This window comes from Stappia sp. ICDLI1TA098 (assembly GCF_054880955.1).
In genome coordinates this window covers 315,120-332,280 of sequence record NZ_JBTZBT010000004.1, presented here as the reverse complement: position 1 = coordinate 332,280, position 17,161 = coordinate 315,120, and the positions used below count along the sequence as shown (strand labels likewise).

At 65.6% G+C, this 17,161-nt stretch carries 16 protein-coding genes; 7 read left to right on the top strand and 9 right to left on the bottom strand.

Annotated elements, in window-relative coordinates; all coding sequences use genetic code 11:
* Positions 1 to 116: 116 nt before the first annotated feature.
* The 7 genes from ACSLUQ_RS19185 to acuI form a co-directional block, all read right to left on the bottom strand.
* On the bottom strand, positions 117 to 737 hold the full coding sequence (locus ACSLUQ_RS19185) for a DUF4833 domain-containing protein (RefSeq protein ID WP_461809441.1): 621 nt from the start codon (positions 735 to 737) through the stop codon (positions 117 to 119).
* A gap of 110 nt (positions 738 to 847) precedes the next feature.
* Positions 848 to 2,086, bottom strand: a complete 1,239-nt coding sequence (locus ACSLUQ_RS19180; RefSeq protein ID WP_461809440.1) for an aminotransferase class I/II-fold pyridoxal phosphate-dependent enzyme — start codon at positions 2,084 to 2,086, stop codon at positions 848 to 850.
* Positions 2,076 to 2,279, bottom strand: coding sequence for a hypothetical protein (locus tag ACSLUQ_RS19175; protein WP_461809439.1), 204 nt, complete (start codon positions 2,277 to 2,279; stop codon positions 2,076 to 2,078). Before ACSLUQ_RS19175 ends, ACSLUQ_RS19180 begins: the two co-directional genes overlap by 11 nt.
* Before the next feature lie 202 nt (positions 2,280 to 2,481).
* The gene (locus ACSLUQ_RS19170) at positions 2,482 to 3,591 is read right to left on the bottom strand and encodes a 2-aminoethylphosphonate--pyruvate transaminase (RefSeq protein ID WP_461809438.1); all 1,110 of its coding nucleotides are present in this window, start codon (positions 3,589 to 3,591) and stop codon (positions 2,482 to 2,484) included.
* The gene (aepY, locus tag ACSLUQ_RS19165; protein ID WP_461809437.1) at positions 3,588 to 4,736 is read right to left on the bottom strand and encodes a phosphonopyruvate decarboxylase; all 1,149 of its coding nucleotides are present in this window, start codon (positions 4,734 to 4,736) and stop codon (positions 3,588 to 3,590) included. Before aepY ends, ACSLUQ_RS19170 begins: the two co-directional genes overlap by 4 nt.
* 10 nt (positions 4,737 to 4,746) lie before the next feature.
* Positions 4,747 to 6,384: a phosphoenolpyruvate mutase gene (gene aepX, locus ACSLUQ_RS19160; RefSeq protein ID WP_417773086.1), complete on the bottom strand. Its 1,638-nt coding sequence runs from the start codon at positions 6,382 to 6,384 to the stop codon at positions 4,747 to 4,749.
* 139 nt (positions 6,385 to 6,523) lie between these two features.
* Positions 6,524 to 7,516 (bottom strand): acryloyl-CoA reductase, encoded by a 993-nt coding sequence (acuI, locus tag ACSLUQ_RS19155; RefSeq protein ID WP_461809436.1) that lies wholly within the window; start codon positions 7,514 to 7,516, stop codon positions 6,524 to 6,526.
* A gap of 199 nt (positions 7,517 to 7,715) precedes the next feature.
* On the opposite strand from acuI, the gene ACSLUQ_RS19150 reads away from it, so the two are divergent.
* From ACSLUQ_RS19150 to urtE, 6 genes are all read left to right on the top strand, one after another.
* A complete protein-coding gene (locus ACSLUQ_RS19150) occupies positions 7,716 to 8,948 on the top strand; it encodes a CaiB/BaiF CoA transferase family protein (protein WP_417773084.1) in 1,233 nt (410 codons plus the stop codon).
* Between the two features lie 280 nt (positions 8,949 to 9,228).
* On the top strand, positions 9,229 to 10,527 hold the full coding sequence (gene urtA / locus ACSLUQ_RS19145) for an urea ABC transporter substrate-binding protein (protein ID WP_417773083.1): 1,299 nt from the start codon (positions 9,229 to 9,231) through the stop codon (positions 10,525 to 10,527).
* A 152-nt stretch (positions 10,528 to 10,679) separates the two neighbouring features.
* Positions 10,680 to 12,329: an urea ABC transporter permease subunit UrtB gene (gene urtB, locus ACSLUQ_RS19140; RefSeq protein ID WP_461809468.1), complete on the top strand. Its 1,650-nt coding sequence runs from the start codon at positions 10,680 to 10,682 to the stop codon at positions 12,327 to 12,329.
* 52 nt (positions 12,330 to 12,381) lie between these two features.
* Positions 12,382 to 13,563 (top strand): urea ABC transporter permease subunit UrtC, encoded by a 1,182-nt coding sequence (gene urtC / locus ACSLUQ_RS19135; RefSeq protein ID WP_417773082.1) that lies wholly within the window; start codon positions 12,382 to 12,384, stop codon positions 13,561 to 13,563.
* 5 nt (positions 13,564 to 13,568) lie between these two features.
* On the top strand, positions 13,569 to 14,315 hold the full coding sequence (urtD, locus tag ACSLUQ_RS19130; RefSeq protein ID WP_461809435.1) for an urea ABC transporter ATP-binding protein UrtD: 747 nt from the start codon (positions 13,569 to 13,571) through the stop codon (positions 14,313 to 14,315).
* Between the two features lie 27 nt (positions 14,316 to 14,342).
* Positions 14,343 to 15,038, top strand: a complete 696-nt coding sequence (urtE, locus tag ACSLUQ_RS19125; RefSeq protein WP_417773080.1) for an urea ABC transporter ATP-binding subunit UrtE — start codon at positions 14,343 to 14,345, stop codon at positions 15,036 to 15,038.
* A 54-nt stretch (positions 15,039 to 15,092) separates the two neighbouring features.
* Here the strand turns inward: urtE and ACSLUQ_RS19120 are convergent, their stop codons facing one another.
* Together ACSLUQ_RS19120 and ACSLUQ_RS19115 are read right to left on the bottom strand one after the other, a co-directional pair.
* Positions 15,093 to 15,851 carry an SDR family oxidoreductase gene (locus ACSLUQ_RS19120; RefSeq protein ID WP_417773079.1) on the bottom strand — a complete coding sequence of 253 codons (759 nt, stop codon included), beginning with the start codon at positions 15,849 to 15,851 and terminating at the stop codon, positions 15,093 to 15,095.
* Positions 15,852 to 15,979: 128 nt separating this feature from the next.
* Complete coding sequence (locus ACSLUQ_RS19115) at positions 15,980 to 16,378, bottom strand: DUF2177 family protein (RefSeq protein WP_417773078.1); 399 nt, start codon at positions 16,376 to 16,378, stop codon at positions 15,980 to 15,982.
* A gap of 279 nt (positions 16,379 to 16,657) precedes the next feature.
* On the opposite strand from ACSLUQ_RS19115, the gene bfr reads away from it, so the two are divergent.
* Entirely contained in the window at positions 16,658 to 17,143 is a 486-nt protein-coding gene (gene bfr / locus ACSLUQ_RS19110) for a bacterioferritin (RefSeq protein WP_461809434.1), read from the top strand.
* The last annotated feature ends 18 nt before the right edge of the window (positions 17,144 to 17,161 follow it).

The window sequence follows — 17,161 nt, the reverse complement described above, 5'->3', positions numbered from 1 at the left end:
CCCATGCCCATCGGCCTGGAAAGCGGCCTTCCGGGAACTGTCGTTGTTTCTGGCCGCGCGAGGGAATGTCCTTGCGGCTTTTGGCTGCGGTCGGGCGACCCGATCCGCGATGAGCGTTACTCGATCTCGATCCGTTCCACCAGCGGCTTGCCGGTTCCCACATCCTGCCCGACGACGACAACCCGGCTCACGCTCGGCATCAGGCCGCTTTCGTCGACGTCGACATAGGCATAGGTCGGCTTCATCTCGTAGCCGCCGGCGCGCAGCGTGAGCTGCGCCTTTCCCGGCTCGATGAGCCTGAGTGTCGCCATCCGCTCGGGATACGAGACGACGTAAAGGCTGAAGACGTTCGGATCTTCTGTTTGTCGTGCGCGCACGCCGAAAGCGAAACTGTCCTCGATCATCTTCAGCGGCAGTCTCTCGCCGGTCGTGTTGTAGCGCCGCCAGTAAGCCAGCACCGGTTCGCGCGGATCGAGGCTGCCATCTGCGCGAAAGTTCGCCGCGTAGATGATCGTGTTCGAATTGGTGGAGCGCTGCAGATAGAAGAGCATACCCGGCTCTTCGGGAACCGGGAAATCGGGCCGAATGACGGGAGCCCGATCAACGGGCTCGACGACAGACGCCTGCGCCCGCTGGCTTGAGCGCGTCTCGATGCGCGTACCTTCCTGGGCATGTGCCGACATCGGCGCAAGCGTCGCTGCGACCGCAACCGCGAGAAGCGCGGCAACGACGGCCATTCGCTTGCGCCATGCGTTCGCATCGCGTCTTGTGCCGCAGGAGATTGCGCTCGCCGCCATGGTTGGAAAGTCCGTGATTGTCGTTCGGGAACCCGAGTGGCGACGGCCGGTCAGACGCCGGCGACCGCCGGCTGGGGCTGTGTGTCGGCTGCGACCGTCCCACCGATCACCGCCAGGACGATATCGATCGCCTTGTCCATTTCCGCCTCGGTGTGGTCGGCGGAGATGAAGAAACGAATCCTTGGTTGATCCTTGGGAACGCCGATCTGGACGATAGGAGGAGCATAGATACCGGCATCGAGCAACGCCTGCGACGCGACCATGGTCTGCATCGGATCGGCGAAGAGGACCGGAACCACGCCACGACCGATTGCCGGACCCGTGTCGAGCCCGACGGCCCGCGCGCGGTCGCGGAAGTACTCGGAATTGTGGTGAAGGCGCTTGACCCTCTCCGGTTCGGCCACCAGCCGCTCAAGCGCGCCATGGGCGCTGCCCAGCGTCGCCGGCGACAGGCCGACGCTGTAGACGAAGCCCGGCAACGTGAAGCGCATCCAGTCGATCACGCTCGCCTCGGCGCAGATGAAACCGCCGGAGGACACGAAGGACTTGGACAGCGTTCCCACCGTCAGCTCGATGCGACGCGGATCGATGCCGAAATGCTCGCAAAGACCGCGCCCCGTCTCGCCGAGCACGCCGTAGGAATGCGCCTCGTCCACGAGAAGCCAGGCGTCATGCGTCTCCTTCAGTTCCACAAGGCGCGGAAGATCGGGAATGTCGCCATCCATCGAATAGAGGCCTTCGACGACCACCAGCACGTTCCGGTACTCGCCGCGATGCTCCTCGAGCAGTCGCTCCAGATCGTCGAAATCGTTGTGGGCGAAGACCTTGTGATCGTAGCGCCCGTTCTTGGCGCCAACGAAGATCGAATTGTGGGCCAGTTCGTCGATCAGGACGAGATCGCGCGGCCCCATCAGGAAGTTGATGAGCGAGACGTTGACCAGATAGCCGCTGACCAGCGTCATCACGTCGCCGACGCCAAGGAACTCCGCTATATCGCGCTCGAACGAGCGGTGCCCGGCGCGCTCGCCACCCACCAGGCGTGAGGCTCCGACGCCGCTGCCGAGGGTGTGCAGACCTTCGACCGCACGCTCGACGACCGCGTCGTTGCGGCTCAGGCCAAGATAGTCGTAATGGGCAAAGCTGATGAAGGGGATGCCACTGCGCTCGCACTTTTCGCGGTGCTCGTCGACGGGCAGGAAGTAGGGATTGTGTCGTTCGATGATCGCCTTTCCAGCAAGGCGAAAACGGCGTTCAGCAACCACTGCAAAGCTCGGCCGTTCAGGCTTCATTCGTTTCAATCTCCCAAAACCCGAGCGGCATTAATTCGCAATACAATCCCGTAAATATTGCCAATACAGAATTCATGCTGCGCAGCACGGCGCCGCCTCTCGCTTCCGCCCGCCAGAATCCATGACGCGACATGGTTTCCAGTTGCTCCTTCAAGGCAGGAAGCGTTTCCCAGAAAGCGTCGCCGACAGCCATGCGTCCTCAAACTGGCGGATTTCGCTAAATAGCCGAAAGGTCTGGTCGTGTCGAGTAAGCCGTCGAAGACCCTGCCCATCGGACAGCGCCAGAATGCGAAAACCCGACGTGCCCTGCCGGACGATAGCGCCGGCTATCCTTCTCCGCATCGGGATTTTTGCGGCAAACCTTGCGAAAGTAAGGCGCTCGGTGACCTTGAGCTTCACCGGATCAATTTCTGTTTCATCTCTGTCACAACAGCCCGGGCGCAATCCAGAAAACGCTCGATGACGACAGAATCTATCGCTCCAATGGTCCCCACGCGAAACGTTCCGACGTCGCGCATCTTGCCCGCGTAGATCGCAAAACCGCGCGCGCACAAGGCATCATAGAAAGTGGTGAAATCGAACCACGCCTCCCCCGGCTCGCGGAAGGAGACGATGACCGGAGCCTGGCGGGCGGGATCGAGGGCGGTCTCGAAGCCAAGCGCCGCCATGCCGTCGACGAGTGTCCGGCAGTTTCGCGAATAGCGCGCCAGCCGGGCCTCTGGTCCGCCTTCCTCGTCGAGCTCGTCCAGCGCCTCGGACAGCGCTGCAACGACATGGGTCGGCGGGGTGAAGCGCCACTGGCCGTCCGCCTCGATGCCCTGCGCTTGCGCCTCGAGGTCGAGAACAAGCGAGGGAGCAACCCCTTTGCGCGTGCCGAGATCGGCGCGCCGGCAGATCACGAAGGAGAGGCCGGGCACGCCCTGCAGGCACTTGTTGGAAGACGCGGCGACGGCGGCTATATCCATGCCGCTCATATCCACGGGCAACGCGCCGAAACCACTCATGCTGTCGAGAAGCAGCCGCCGGCCGGCCCGCGCCACAACCGCGGCGATCTCGGGCACCGGGTTCAGCAGCCCCGACGTGGTCTCGCAATGAACCGCGGCGACGGCGGCAAGCCCTGGGTCCAGCTCCAGCCGCCGCGCGATCTCGGCCGGATCATGGGTCTGGATCTCCGCCACCTCATAGACCTCGACCTGACGCCCGATCCTGCGGCAGATCTCGACGATGCGTCGCCCGTAGGCGCCGTTGGCGAGCACCAGAATGCGCTCGTCGGGGCGCGTCAGGCTGCCGAGCATCGCCTCCACGGCGAAGGTTCCACTCCCCTGCAGCGGGACGCAGACGCAGCTCTCGTCCGCGCCAGCGAGCGTGCGCAGGCGCTCGACGGTGCGTGTCGACAACGCAACGAAACCCGGATCGCGCGAGCCCCAGTCGCGCTGCATCGCAGCCTTGACGCGCGCGCTCGTCGTGAGCGGACCGGGCGTGAGAAGGATCGGCGCCTCGCTCATGCTCCTGCCTCGCCCGCCAGATAGGCGCGGAACCGCCGTGCGACATCGCGCGGCGCAACGCTCGGCCGCCCAAGGCCGGAAACCGTTTCCGGCGCGACCGTGACGTGCAGGAGCCGCGGGCCGGGCTGGCGCAGCGCCTCGCCAAGCGCTTCAGCCGCCCCAGCGATGCCGCTTGCCCTGGCCGCGAAACGGTAGCCGCAGGCGGCCGCAATCGCCGCGAAATCGACATTCGCCGAAACCGTGGACTGCCCGCCGGTGGACAGATGCCGGCCGTTGTCGAGCACGACGTGGGTAAGGTTCTCCGGCGCCTGGGCCCCGATGGTCGCCATGTTGCCAAGCTTCATCAGAGCCGCACCATCGCCGTCGAGAACCACGATCTCGCGGTCCGTGTTGAGCGCCGCGCCAAGGCCTATGGCGCTCGCCCCGCCCATCGAGCCGACGCAGTAGAGATTGCGCGGATGATCCTCGAGCGTGAAAAGCTCCCGCCCGGTATGGCCGGTCGTGGCGATCACGCCCGCCCCTTGCGGCAGAAGTCCGCTCATCGCCCGCAGCACGTCGAAGCGCAGCGCCGGGGCCGCGTCCGTGTCGAAGTCCTGGACCCGCGGGCGCGGGGCGACTGCGACGGGTGGCTCGTCGAGCGGACCATCGGCGATGACGCCCTTCGGCAGGACGAAGGCGGCGGGCCGACCGCTCTCGCGCATGTGTGCGAGCGCCTCGCAAAGAGCTGGCGCAATTGCCTCCCGCCTCTCGGGGAAATCCGCCCGCCGCGCGCCGAGCAGGTCGACCAGCCCGCCGGTGATCTCGCCCATCAGCGTATGCTGCGGCTCGTCCTTGATGCCGGGCTGCCCGCGCCAGGTGACGATCACCAGTGTCGGGATCTCGAAGGGATGGTTGAGCGAGGTCAGCGGGTTGACTGCATTTCCGAGCCCGGAATTCTGGAACATGACCGCCGTCTCGCGCCCCGCCAGCCAGGCGCCGGCGGCAATCGCCACCGCCTCGCCTTCGCTGGTCGCACCGACATAGCGTGCTTCCCGGTCGGAGATGACCGCGTTCATCAGCGGGGTCAGGAAACTGCACGGCACCCCGGTGAAGAAGTCGAGCCCCTGCCGCTTGGCTTCGGCGAGAAAATCCGTTGCCTCGATCATTGTCGCTGCCTCACACCTGATCGCGCGCCTGGGCGAGGTCCATCAGGTCGTTGACGTTGCGCCAGTAGCCGCGCACGTAGACAACCGCGATCCGCTCGCCGGCGCTCGCAAGCCGGGTCAGCACGGAGCCGACGTCGGCGGTGTCAAGGCTGCCCTCGGTCGCCATTTCGGCCAGCGCATTGCGCAGCTTGTCCGTTCCAGCCGCGCTGGCGCGCAGCAGACCGATCCATTCGCCGTGCCCCTGCGCGACGTCGCCGTCCGCAAGGAACCGCTGCAGCGTCGGCTCCACTCCGTCGATCTCCACCTCATCGCCGTCCGGGTGCGAGGCAAGAACCGCGTCGCGTCCGTTGTCGCCCGCCCCCTTCGCGTCGACCAGCAGCACGATATCCTCGTCGCGTCCCTCCATCAGCGACAGGAAGAACGGCCGGTAGACGATGTCGCCGAAGGAGACGACGGCATCGCCCGCGACCCCATCCAGACCGATGGCCAGCGAGCGCGCCTCGCCGGTGGTCTCATAGGCGGCGTTTTCCAGCTTGACGATGCCGGGGGCCGCCACCGCATCGCCGCGATAGCCGACAACGACGCGAACATCGCCCACGCCATGCTGCGACAGCGCCTCGACCTGACGCCCGAGCAGCGACTTGCCACGGATGGGCACCATACATTTCGGCTGCTCAGCGGTCAGCTCGCCGAGCCGTGCTCCCCTGGTCGCCGCCAGGATCACCGCCGACGACGGCGAACCGGCCGAGAGATAGCGCTTCTCGGCCCGCTCCAGCTCCTCCGAGCCCGCGAGCGCGAAGACATCTCCGAGCACCGCGACCTCGTCCTCGACCTCGATCAGCGTCTCGTCGCGCTTCAAGGTGGCGCAGGTTTCGCGCATGGCCTTGATCGAGGCGCGCAGATTGTGGTTCGCCCAGATCACCATGGAGGCACCGGCCTCGCGGAAGCGATCGGTCGGCGTGCGGTAGTATTTCGTCGGAATGAGGATGACCGGCGCGCGGTTGTCCCACTGCCGGCAGAAATCGAGGATCTCGTCGGCCGTACTCTTCTTGGAGTGGATGACGATCGCGTCCGCCCCGGCCTCCGCATAGGCATGCGCGCGCTTCAGCGCCTCGTCGACGCCACGGCCCGCGATCAGCGCCTCGATGCGCGCCACCACCTGGAAGTCCGGGTGGGTCTGGGTGTCCTTGCCTGCCTTGATCTTTCCGCAGAACTCCTCGATGTCGGCGAGGGGCTGGTTCTCACCGAGGAACGAGTTGGTCTTCGGGAAGATCTTGTCCTCGATGCACACGCCGGCGATGTCGCGCTGGCAGAGCTTGCGCACGAAGCGGCGGAAATTGTTGAAGTTTCCGTACCCCGTGTCGCCGTCGACCAGGATCGGCAGGTCGGCCGCGTCGGACATGTATTCCAGCATGTCCAGCACCTGGCTGAAAGAGAGTTCGTTGTTGTCGCGCACCCCGAGGCTCGCCGACATCGACAACCCCGACGCCCAGATCCCCTCGAAACCGGCCTCCTCGACAATCTTCGCCGAAAGACCGCTGTGCGCCTCCATCAGGAAGGCGAGTTCCGGTCTGGCCAGCATGTCGCGCAGGCGAGTGAACTTGCTCGGGCGCGCGGCCCGCTCGTCGATGGATCCGTCGGAATGCAAGGTCGATCCTCTTGGTCGGCGCGTCGCCGCGACCGGGAATGAAAGCCGGCGGGAGCAAATTCTCCCGCCCGAAACGGAGCATATAGGTAGCGAAGACGGCTGCCGTTGGAAAGCGACGTTCGCCTGCCTGTCCCGCCTGTCAGGCGTTGACGTCGACCACGACCCGCCCGCGCACCGCACCCTTGAGGATCGCGGCGCCAAGCTCCGGCAGTTCGGCAAGCGTTGCCGGCCGGATCATGTCGGAAAGCTTGTCCATCGGCAGGTCCGTGGCGATGCGCGCCCACGCCCTCACACGGTCCTCATAGGGCCGCATGACGGAATCGATACCGAGCAGATTGACCCCACGCAGCAGGAAGGGAATGACGGTTGCCGGCAGACCGGCACCGCCGGCAAGCCCGACAGCCGCGACCGACCCGCCGTATTTCATCTGCCCGAGAACGCGCGCCAGCATCGCACCGCCCACAGCATCGACGCAGCCGGCCCAGTTCTCGCTCTCGAGCGGCCGCTTCACCGTTTCCGCGATGTCCTCACGTGCAACGATGCGCGACGCACCGAGCCCAGCAAGATATTCCGCCACCTCCGGCCGACCGGTCACCGCGGCGACCTCATATCCCAGATGCGCCAGGATCGCCGTTGCGACCGAGCCGACGCCGCCGGCCGCCCCGGTGACAAGCACCGGTCCCTTCTGCGGCGTCACGCCATGATCCTCCAGCGCCATCACCGCAAGCATGGCGGTGAACCCGGCCGTTCCGACGGCCATGGCATCGCGGGCCGAAAGGCCTTGCGGAAGCGGCACCAGCCAGTCGGCCTTGACGCGTGCCATCTGCGCGTAGCCGCCCCACCACACCTCTCCGACACGCCAGCCGGTGAGCACCACCTTGTCGCCGGGCTTGTAGCGTGCGTCGTCAGAGGCCGTGACGGTGCCGGCGAAGTCGATGCCCGGCACATGCGGATAGGTGCGCACCAGCCCGCCACCGGCCCCCAGGCACAGCCCGTCCTTGTAGTTGAGCGTCGAATACTCGACCGCCACGGTGACGTCGCCTTCCGGCAATCTGCTCTCGTCGAGCGTCTCGACGCCCGCCGTCACCGCGCCAGCCTCGTCCTTGTTCACGATCAGTGCCTTGAAGCTCATTGCGGTCCTCTCCCGTGCTCCGCCGTATCGACGCCTTTGGTAGCAGAGCAGGGCTGCGAAAGAAAACCGGCTTGTTCACCCTGCTTGCGCCTGTCGAACGACCGCCAGGAATGGGGTCTATCCCGCAAGTCGTTGGACCCCTGCCCCGCGTGGCGCTATCACCGGTTCCGTCACTCGATGAAGGAGGCTTCCCGCCACCATGACCGGTCCCCTGTCGCATCTGCGCGTTCTCGATCTCTCCCGCGTCCTCGCCGGCCCCTGGTCGACACAGACGCTCGCCGACATGGGCGCGGAGGTGATCAAGATCGAGCGTCCCGGCACCGGCGACGATACGCGCGGCTGGGGGCCTCCCTTCGTGGAGGACGGTCCCGCCGCCGGCGAGAGCGCCTATTTCATGGCCGCCAACCGGGGCAAGAAGTCGGTCGCCGTCGACATCGCCAGCGACGAGGGGCGCGCCCTCATCATCGAACTTGCCCGGAAGTCCGACATTCTCGTCGAGAATTACAAGGTCGGCGGCCTGAGGAAATACGGCCTCGACTACGACAGCCTTTCCAGGGCCAACCCAGGCCTGATCTATTGCTCGATCACCGGCTTCGGTCAGACCGGCCCCTATGCCGCACGCGCCGGCTACGACTTCATGATCCAGGGCATGGGCGGGCTCATGTCGGTGACCGGCGAGCGCGACGCGCTGCCCGGCGGCGGACCGCAGAAGGCCGGCGTGGCGCTTGCTGACGTTCTCACCGGCCTCAACGCCACCATTGCCATTCTCGGCGCGGTCGCCCACCGTGAGCGCACCGGCGAGGGCCAGCACCTCGATATCGCCCTGTTCGATGTTCAAGTCGCCTCCCTCGCAAACCAGGCGCTCAGCTATCTTGTCTCCGGCGCCTCACCCGTGCGCATGGGCAATGCCCATACCGCCATCGTGCCCTACGAGGCCTTTGCCAGCGCCGACGGGCACCTGATCCTCGCTGTCGGCAACGACGGCCAGTTCGTGCGCTTCTGTGAGGTGGCTGGCCGGCCGGACCTTCCCGCCGACCCGCGCTTCACGCTCAACCGCGACCGGGTGAAGCATCGCGAGATCCTCGTGCCGGTCATCGCCGACATCATCAAGACCCGCACCACCCGCGCATGGATCGAGGTTCTGGAGGCTGCCGCCGTCCCCTGCGGCCCGATCAACGCCATCGCCGAAGTTTTCGAGGAACCCCAGGCCAAGGCACGCGGGCTCCGGAACGAGTTGCCCCACGGCAGCGGTGGCACCGTGCCGGGCGTCGCAAGCCCGTTGCGGTTCTCGAAAACCCCGGTCAACGACAAGGTCGCGCCGCCGCTGTTGGGCGAACACACCCGCGACGTGCTCACCCGCGTGCTCGAGATGGCGCCGGAGGAAGTCGAGGCGCTCGTCGCCAGTGGCGTGGTGGGAGACCGCAAGCCATGACCCATTTCAGCGATGCCCGTCGGGATCGCCCTTGAAGCCCCTGCGTCATATTTGATTTTGAGCATATTTTAGGCACAATCTCGCCGCGCCGCACTCTTGTGCAAACGCATTGTGCGCGGCACGAAAACTTGCGCAAAGCGGAAAATTTCCGCCAATCCAGCCGGGAGCCTCGCGGATTCAACGCCCTAGCGCAAAATCCCCGCTCCGCGGAAAATTGGCACGCATCTTGATCTTCTCTGTCCGTCTCGTTCTCCGGGGGAGACTGACAGAGGGGAAAACAATGAAAATTCGTAACAGGACTTCCATTGCCGGCCTGGCTCTCGCCGCCTTCATGACTTCCACCGCCTTCACTGGCGCTTTTGCGCAAGACGACACGATCAAGGTCGGCATCCTGCACTCGCTGTCGGGCACCATGGCCATTTCGGAGACCACTCTGAAAGACGCGATGCTGATGCTCATCGAGGAGCAGAACAAGAAGGGCGGCCTGCTTGGCAAGAAGCTCGAGGCGGTCGTCGTCGACCCGGCCTCCGACTGGCCGCTGTTTGCCGAGAAGGCACGCGAGCTGATCGAGGTCGACAAGGTCTCCGCCGTCTTCGGATGCTGGACCTCGGTGTCGCGCAAGTCGGTCCTGCCAGTTTTCGAGGAGCTGAATTCGCTGCTGTTTTACCCCGTCCAGTACGAGGGCGAGGAAAGCCAGCGCAACGTCTTCTACACCGGCGCCGCCCCCAACCAGCAGGCAATCCCGGCCGTCGACTACCTGATGAACGATGAGGGCGTCGAGCGCTGGGTTCTCGCCGGCACCGACTATGTCTACCCGCGCACCACCAACAAGATCCTCGAGGCCTATCTCAAGGCAAAGGGCGTGGCGGACGAGGACATCATGATCAACTACACGCCGTTCGGGCATTCCGACTGGCAGACGATCGTGTCCGACATCAAGGCCTTCGGCTCGGCCGGCAAGAAGACCGCCGTGGTCTCGACCATCAACGGCGATGCCAATGTCCCCTTCTACAAGGAGTTGGCCAACGCCGGCATCAAGGCCGAGGACATTCCGGTCGTCGCCTTCTCGGTCGGCGAAGAGGAACTGGCCGGCCTCGACACTGGCCCGCTCGTCGGCCATCTGGCCGCCTGGAACTACTTCCAGTCCGTCGAAACCGAGGCCAACGCGCAGTTCATCGACACCTGGAAGGCCTACATCGGCGACGACAAGCGCGTCACCAACGATCCGATGGAAGCTCACTTCATCGGCTTCAACATGTGGGTGAAGGCGGTCGAGAAGGCCGGCACCACCGACCCGGACGCGGTGATCGATGCCATCGTCGGCGTCTCGGTTCCCAACCTGACCGGCGGCTATTCGGCCATGATGCCGAACCACCACATCACCAAGCCGGTGCTGATCGGCGAGATCCAGGACAATGGCCAGTTCGAGACCGTATGGGAGACCCCCGGCCTCGTCGTCGGCGACGCCTGGTCCGACTATCTCGAAGGCTCCAAGGATCTGATCTCCGACTGGCGCAAGCCGCTGTCCTGCGGAAACTTCAACACGGCCACGGGCAAGTGCGGCGGATCGGGCAGCTAACCCGACCCCGCATCCAGGGGGGGAGGGAGGCGGGCGCAAGACCCGCCTCCTCCTTACCCCCTTCAGCCGCCTCCCGTCTTTTTCCGCCCGCGACAGGACCCGCCGTGACCGACATCACCGTGACAGGCCTTCCCGCAAAAGCTGCCCCCGCCTTGTGCCTTCCGGCCCCGCACCCGGCAGCCGGCCTCCGCCTCGGGCTTTTCCTCTGCCTCTTCGCCGGCCTGCTCGCGCTTGGCGCGCCGCGCGCTTGGGCCCAGGACACGAGCGCGCTTCGCCCGCTTGTCGACGCGCTTGGCAAAGGTTCCTTCGACGACACGCAGCGCCAGGTCTCGGCGCTCGCCGCCACCGGCGACCCGGCCGTCGTTCCCGCGCTCGAGGCCCTGTCCGACGGCGACCTCTACATCCGCAAATCCGATGGTCGCGCCGTCGTCGCCAAGCGTTCCGGCACATCCTACCGGCTCAAGGACCCGCTGACAGGCGAGGATCTCGGCGAGGTATCGCGCGGCGGCGCCGACAAGATCCGCGTCAACAACCGCCTGCGCCGGACGATCCGCGCCGCGCTCGGCGGGCTTACCCTGAGAGCCGGGGATCCGGCCGTTCGCCTTTCAGCGGCAGATGCCATGTTCAAGGCGCAGGACGCCGAGGCGATCCCCGCGCTTGACGCCGCGCTGGCGGCGGAAACCTCCGAGACCGTTGCCAAGGCGATGCGCGAGGCCCGCGCTGCCGCTGTCCTTGCCTCGAACCTGCCGGAAAGCGACAAGCGCGCCGCTCTCGAAACGCTCGCCGACCGCGGCGACCGTGATGCGCTGTCGCTGCTGACCGCGGTCGCCAACGGACCCGACGCAAGCCTGCAGGCGCCGGCGCAGGCCGCCATTGCCCGCGTGCAGAAGCTCCAGGCTGTCTGGGACGCGGCCCGCAACATCTGGTTCGGCATCTCTCTCGGCTCGGTGCTGCTGCTCGCCGCGATCGGCCTCGCCATTACCTTCGGCGTCATGGGCGTCATCAACATGGCGCATGGCGAGATGGTGATGCTCGGCGCCTACACCACATTCGTCGTTCAGGACCTGTTCCGGAGCTTGGCCCCCAGCTTCTTCGACTATTCGCTGCTTGTCGCGCTTCCGGCCGCGTTCCTCGTCGCCGCCCTCGTCGGCATCGCCATCGAACGCGGCATCATCCGTTTTCTCCACAACCGGCCGCTCGAAACCCTGCTTGCCACCTGGGGCGTGTCGCTGATCCTCCAGCAGGCGGTGCGCTCGATCTTCGGCCCCACCAATCAAGAGGTCGGCAACCCGAGCTTCATGTCGGGCGCCTTCGAGATCGGCCAGCTCACCATCACCTACAACCGCCTGTGGATCGTCGTCTTCTCGCTGGTGGTCTTCGCCGCGCTGCTCGTCGCGATGAAGTTCACCCGCTTCGGGCTCAACGTGCGCGCCGTCACCCAGAACCGGCGCATGGCCGCCTCGATGGGCATCCGCACGCCGCTGGTCGACGCGCTCACTTTCGGCCTCGGCTCCGGCATCGCCGGCATCGCCGGGGTGGCGCTGTCCCAGATCGACAACGTCTCGCCCAACCTTGGACAGTCCTACATTATCGACAGCTTCATGGTCGTCGTCTTCGGCGGCGTCGGCAATCTCTGGGGGACACTGCTTGGCGCCATGACGCTCGGCATCGCAAACAAGTTCCTGGAGCCCTTCGCCGGCGCGGTGCTGGCCAAGATCCTGGTTCTCGTCTTCATCATCCTGTTCATCCAGAAGCGCCCGCGCGGCCTGTTCGCGCAAAAGGGCCGGGCGGTGGAAGCATGAGCGCGAGCCCCTCGCCTCGCCGTCCGCCCCACCGCATCCGGAGCCCTCGCCCATGATCCTGCGCCATCTCTCAGGCGGCCTGACCGGCGGGCGCCTCGCGGCCCTTCTGGTCATTCTCGCGGCCGCCGTTCTCGTGCCGGTGCTCAACCTGGCGCTCCCCGCCGACCATCCGCTGCATGTGCCCACCTATGCCGTCACGCTGATGGGCAAATACCTGACCTACGCGCTTCTTGCCCTCGCGCTCGATCTGGTCTGGGGGTACTGCGGCATCCTCTCGCTCGGCCATGCCGCCTTCTTCGCCCTCGGCGGCTATGCCATGGGCATGTACCTGATGCGCCAGATCGGCACCCGCGGCGTTTACGGCGACCCGATCCTTCCCGACTTCATGGTATTCCTCGATTGGAAGGAACTGCCCTGGTACTGGTACGGCTTCGACATGTTCCCCTTCGCCATGGTGATGGCGCTTGCCGTGCCGGGACTGCTTGCCTTCACCTTCGGCTGGTTCGCCTTCCGCTCGCGGGTGACCGGTGTCTATCTGTCGATCATCACCCAGGCGATGACCTATGCGCTGCTTCTGGCCTTCTTCCGCAATGACATGGGCTTTGGCGGCAACAACGGGCTGACCGACTTCAAGGACATCCTCGGCTTCGACGTCCAGTCCAGCGCCACCCGGGCCGGCCTGTTCGCGGCCTCCGCCCTGGCGCTCGCCGGTTGCCTGCTGCTCGCCGTGGCCATCACCAGCTCCAGACTGGGCAAAGTGCTGATCGCCGTGCGCGACGCGGAAAGCCGCGCCCGTTTCCTCGGCTACCGTGTCGAGCACTACAAGCTGTTCGTCTGGACGGTCTCGGCCATGATGGCGGGCCTCGCCGGCGCGCTCTACGTGCCGCAGGTCGGCATCATCAATCCGGGCGAGTTTGCCCCGGCGAATTCCATCGAGGCGGTGATCTGGGTCGCCGTCGGCGGGCGCGGCACGCTCATTGGCCCGATCCTCGGTGCCGTGCTCGTCAACTTCGCCAAGAGCTGGTTCACCGCCGCGCTCCCCGAGATCTGGCTTTTCGCGCTCGGCGCCCTTTTCGTCGCCGTCACCCTGTTCCTGCCAAAGGGCATCGTCGGCGTCGCCAGATCGCTCGCGGCGCGATTGCCGAAACGCGGCAGCGGAGATCCATCCGCCAGGAACCCCGACAACAGCGACGCGGCCAATTCCGCCGCGCCGCGCCACCAGGCGGCGGAGTGAGATCCATGTCCAAGGCGGAAACCCTCCTCTATCTCGACGGCGTCAGCGTTTCCTTCGACGGCTTCAAGGCGCTCAACAACCTTTCCTTCGTCATCGGCCGCAACGAGATGCGCGCCATCATCGGTCCCAACGGGGCGGGCAAGACCACGATGATGGACGTCATCACCGGCAAGACCCGACCCGACTCCGGCGACCTGCGCTTCGGCGACATGATCGACCTCACCCGCCATGACGAGGCGGAGATCGCCGGCTTCGGCATCGGTCGCAAGTTCCAGAAGCCAACCGTCTTCGAAAGCCACACGGTGGAAGACAATATCGGCCTGGCGCTGAAGGCGCCGCGCGGGCCCTTCGCCACCTTGTTCCACCGCACGAGTACCGAGGAACAGGCGCGCATCGACGCGCTGCTTGATCTGGTGCGGCTCACTGGCCGGCGCGACGACCTTGCCGGCGATCTCAGCCACGGCCAGAAGCAGTGGCTGGAGATCGGCATGCTGCTGGCGCAGGACCCGCAGCTGCTGCTCGTCGACGAGCCCGCCGCCGGCATGACCGACGCCGAGACGGCCGCGACCGCCGACCTTCTGCGCGACATCGCCAAGAGCCATTCGGTCGTTGTCGTCGAGCACGACATGACCTTCGTGCGGGCACTCGGGGTGAAGGTCACCGTCCTGCATGAGGGCTCGGTGCTCGCCGAAGGGTCGCTCGACCATGTTTCCGCCGACCAGAGGGTGATCGATGTCTATCTCGGCCGCTGACGACACCGCATTGGCGGGAGAGTTCCCATGCTGAGCGTTGAATCCATCGACCTGCACTACGGTGCGGCGCAAGCGTTGAAAAGCGTGGGCTTTTCCGCCGAGGTCGGCAAGGTGACCTGCGTGCTCGGGCGCAACGGCGTCGGCAAGACCTCGGCGCTGCGCGCCATCGCCGGCCAGCAGCCGGTCTCCGCCGGCGCCATCCGCTGGGATGGCGAGGACATTTCCCGCCTCTCCCCCTATCAGCGCGCCCGCAAGGGCATCGCCCTGGTGCCCCAGGGCCGCGACATCTTCCCGCTCCTGAGCGTCCGCGAGAACCTGGAGACCGGCTTCGCCGTCCTGCCGCGCGCCGAGCGCAAGGTGCCCGACACCGTCTTCGAGCTTTTCCCCGTGCTCAAGTCCATGCTGTCGCGCCGCGGCGGCGACCTGTCCGGCGGCCAGCAGCAGCAGCTCGCGATTGGCCGTGCCATCGTCATGCGTCCGCGCCTTCTCCTGCTGGACGAGCCGACGGAGGGCATCCAGCCCTCGATCATCAAGGACATCGGCCGGGCAATCTCGTTCCTGCGCGACACCGGTGAGATGGCCATCGTGCTGGTGGAACAGTATTTCGAGTTCGCCCGGGACCTGGCCGACCGCTTCGCCGTGATGGACCGCGGCGAGGTGGTGCTCGCCGGCAGCCGCAACGAATTGGATGAAACAGAGGTGCGCGCCCATCTCACCGTGTGAGACACGGCTGCGACACGGGCGGGCATGGCGCCCGCCCTCCTGCTTGGTCGTTCTTCAGCCGCGCCCGATATAGGGCATGTTGGTCGCCATCACGGTCATGAACTGCACGTTCGCCTCCGGCGGCAGGCTCGCCATGTGCAGCACCGCGTTGGCGACGTTGGAGACATGCATCACCGGCTCCGGCTTGATCGAACCGTCGGCCTGCGGCACGCCCTTCTGGATCGTCTCGGTCATTTCCGAGGCGGCATTGCCGATATCGATCTGGCCGCAGGCGATGTTGAAGGGACGCCCGTCCAGCGAAATCGAGCGCGTCAGGCCGGTGACCGCGTGCTTGGAGGCCGTATAGGCCACGGAGCCGGGACGCGGCACATAGGCCGAGATCGAACCGTTGTTGATGATCCGCCCGCCCTGCGGCGACTGCTTGCGCATCATGTTGAAGGCGCCGCGCGCGATCAGGAACGATCCGTCGAGATTGACGCCCACCACCCGACGCCAGTCCTCATAGGAGAGATCGCCGATGGGCGTCGACAGCACGGCGGCGCCCGCATTGTTGAAGACCACGTCGAGCCTGCCGAAAGCATCCTCGATGGCGCCGAAGAGGTCGTCCACCGCAACAGGGTCTGTCACGTCGCAGGCGACCGCCAGGCCATTTGCAGCGTCAACGCCCGATTCCGCGATTGCCTGCTCCAGCAGCTCTCCCCGTCGGCCGACCAGCACGGTCCTGTAGCCGGCCTTCAGGAAGGCGATCGCCGTCGCCTTGCCGATACCTGCCGATGCACCCGTGATCAGGGCAACGTCGCCCGCTCCAGCCATTCTGCTTCCTCCCGTTGGCGACACCATCCCTCAGGTGCCTTTCGGGTCAGATTGGGCGAAGCGGGCGGGCAAATGCAAGTCGCCATCGACGGTTGGCGCGGATGCGCGCAGGCTTCCGCAGCGTCCGATCAGGCAAAATTGCGGGCAACAAGATAGCCGCAAAGCGCGGAGACGCCGGTCAGCGTCGCGCCCCAGGCGATATCGACCACCGTCACCGAAATCGGCCAGTTGCGCAGGGTCGCGAGATTGGTCATGTCGTAGGTCGCATAGGCGAAGAAGCCGAAAAGCACGCCGTAGAGCAGCGCGTCGGTCCATTGGCCGGAGCGGAACGCCGGGGCGATCGCGAAGATGACGATGCCGGCCACATAGGCAAGATAGAACCCCGCGGCGACGCCGATCCTCACCTCGTCGGCCATCAGGTGAGCAAGCCTGTCACGATAAAAGCCGACCGCAACCCGCGTTAGCCATACAAAGTCCACCGCGAGGAAGACAAGGGATGTCGCGATGTAGGCGATGGCGTACTTCATGCTCTGTCTTTCTCTGGCCAGGGTGGGCGCGCCATGTCGCATTCCGGCGCAGCCTTCCTGACTTTAAACGAAGGGAATGCGCCAGCGGTTCACTTCTGCTGTCGCGGGTCCCGCCCCCTTTACGCATGTGCCGGTGGATGAACGGGAAAGCCCCTTCACATCTTTTTGGAATTATTCTAATGTGATCTGGACAGGCCCGGTCGGCACGGTGTCGCCTCGCCTATTCCGGGCTTCGAAGGCCCCCCGATGGACCTGTGCCCATCCAACAAGGAGTGTGTCATGAAAGGCAGTGAAAAAGTCATCGAGCGGCTGAACGAGGCCCTGTTTCTGGAGCTCGGCGCCGTCAACCAGTACTGGCTGCACTACCGCATGCTGGATGACTGGGGACTGACCAAGCTCGCCGCCAAGGAGCGTGCAGAATCCATCGAGGAGATGCAGCACGCCGACAAGCTGATCGCCCGCATCCTGTTCCTCGAGGGCCATCCGAACCTGCAGAAGGTTTCGCCGCTGCGCATCGGTCAGGATGTGGAAGAAGTGCTCAAGGCCGATCTCGCCGGCGAGTACGATGCGCGTTCCTCCTACTCCAAGTCCCGCGACATCTGCCACGCCGAGGGCGACTACGTCTCGATGAAGCTGTTCGAGGAGCTTCTGGCTGACGAGGAAGGCCATATCGACTTCCTCGAGACCCAGATCGATCTCCTCGGCAAGCTCGGCGTCGAGCGCTACTCGCTGCTCAATTCCGGCTCGGCCGACGAAGCCGAATAAGTTGCTGACCGCCGCGCC

Coding starts and splice junctions, on each gene's coding strand:
- urtA (WP_417773083.1), top strand. CDS start 9,229: ATGAAAATTCGTAACAGGACTTCCATTGCCGGCCTGGCTCTCGCCGCC.
- ACSLUQ_RS19180 (WP_461809440.1), bottom strand. CDS start 2,086: ATGAAGCCTGAACGGCCGAGCTTTGCAGTGGTTGCTGAACGCCGTTTT.
- ACSLUQ_RS19120 (WP_417773079.1), bottom strand. CDS start 15,851: ATGGCTGGAGCGGGCGACGTTGCCCTGATCACGGGTGCATCGGCAGGT.
- acuI (WP_461809436.1), bottom strand. CDS start 7,516: ATGAGCTTCAAGGCACTGATCGTGAACAAGGACGAGGCTGGCGCGGTG.
- bfr (WP_461809434.1), top strand. CDS start 16,658: ATGAAAGGCAGTGAAAAAGTCATCGAGCGGCTGAACGAGGCCCTGTTT.
- ACSLUQ_RS19115 (WP_417773078.1), bottom strand. CDS start 16,378: ATGAAGTACGCCATCGCCTACATCGCGACATCCCTTGTCTTCCTCGCG.
- urtE (WP_417773080.1), top strand. CDS start 14,343: ATGCTGAGCGTTGAATCCATCGACCTGCACTACGGTGCGGCGCAAGCG.
- urtC (WP_417773082.1), top strand. CDS start 12,382: ATGATCCTGCGCCATCTCTCAGGCGGCCTGACCGGCGGGCGCCTCGCG.
- ACSLUQ_RS19170 (WP_461809438.1), bottom strand. CDS start 3,591: ATGAGCGAGGCGCCGATCCTTCTCACGCCCGGTCCGCTCACGACGAGC.
- ACSLUQ_RS19185 (WP_461809441.1), bottom strand. CDS start 737: ATGGCCGTCGTTGCCGCGCTTCTCGCGGTTGCGGTCGCAGCGACGCTT.
- aepY (WP_461809437.1), bottom strand. CDS start 4,736: ATGATCGAGGCAACGGATTTTCTCGCCGAAGCCAAGCGGCAGGGGCTC.
- ACSLUQ_RS19175 (WP_461809439.1), bottom strand. CDS start 2,279: ATGGCTGTCGGCGACGCTTTCTGGGAAACGCTTCCTGCCTTGAAGGAG.
- ACSLUQ_RS19150 (WP_417773084.1), top strand. CDS start 7,716: ATGACCGGTCCCCTGTCGCATCTGCGCGTTCTCGATCTCTCCCGCGTC.
- urtD (WP_461809435.1), top strand. CDS start 13,569: ATGTCCAAGGCGGAAACCCTCCTCTATCTCGACGGCGTCAGCGTTTCC.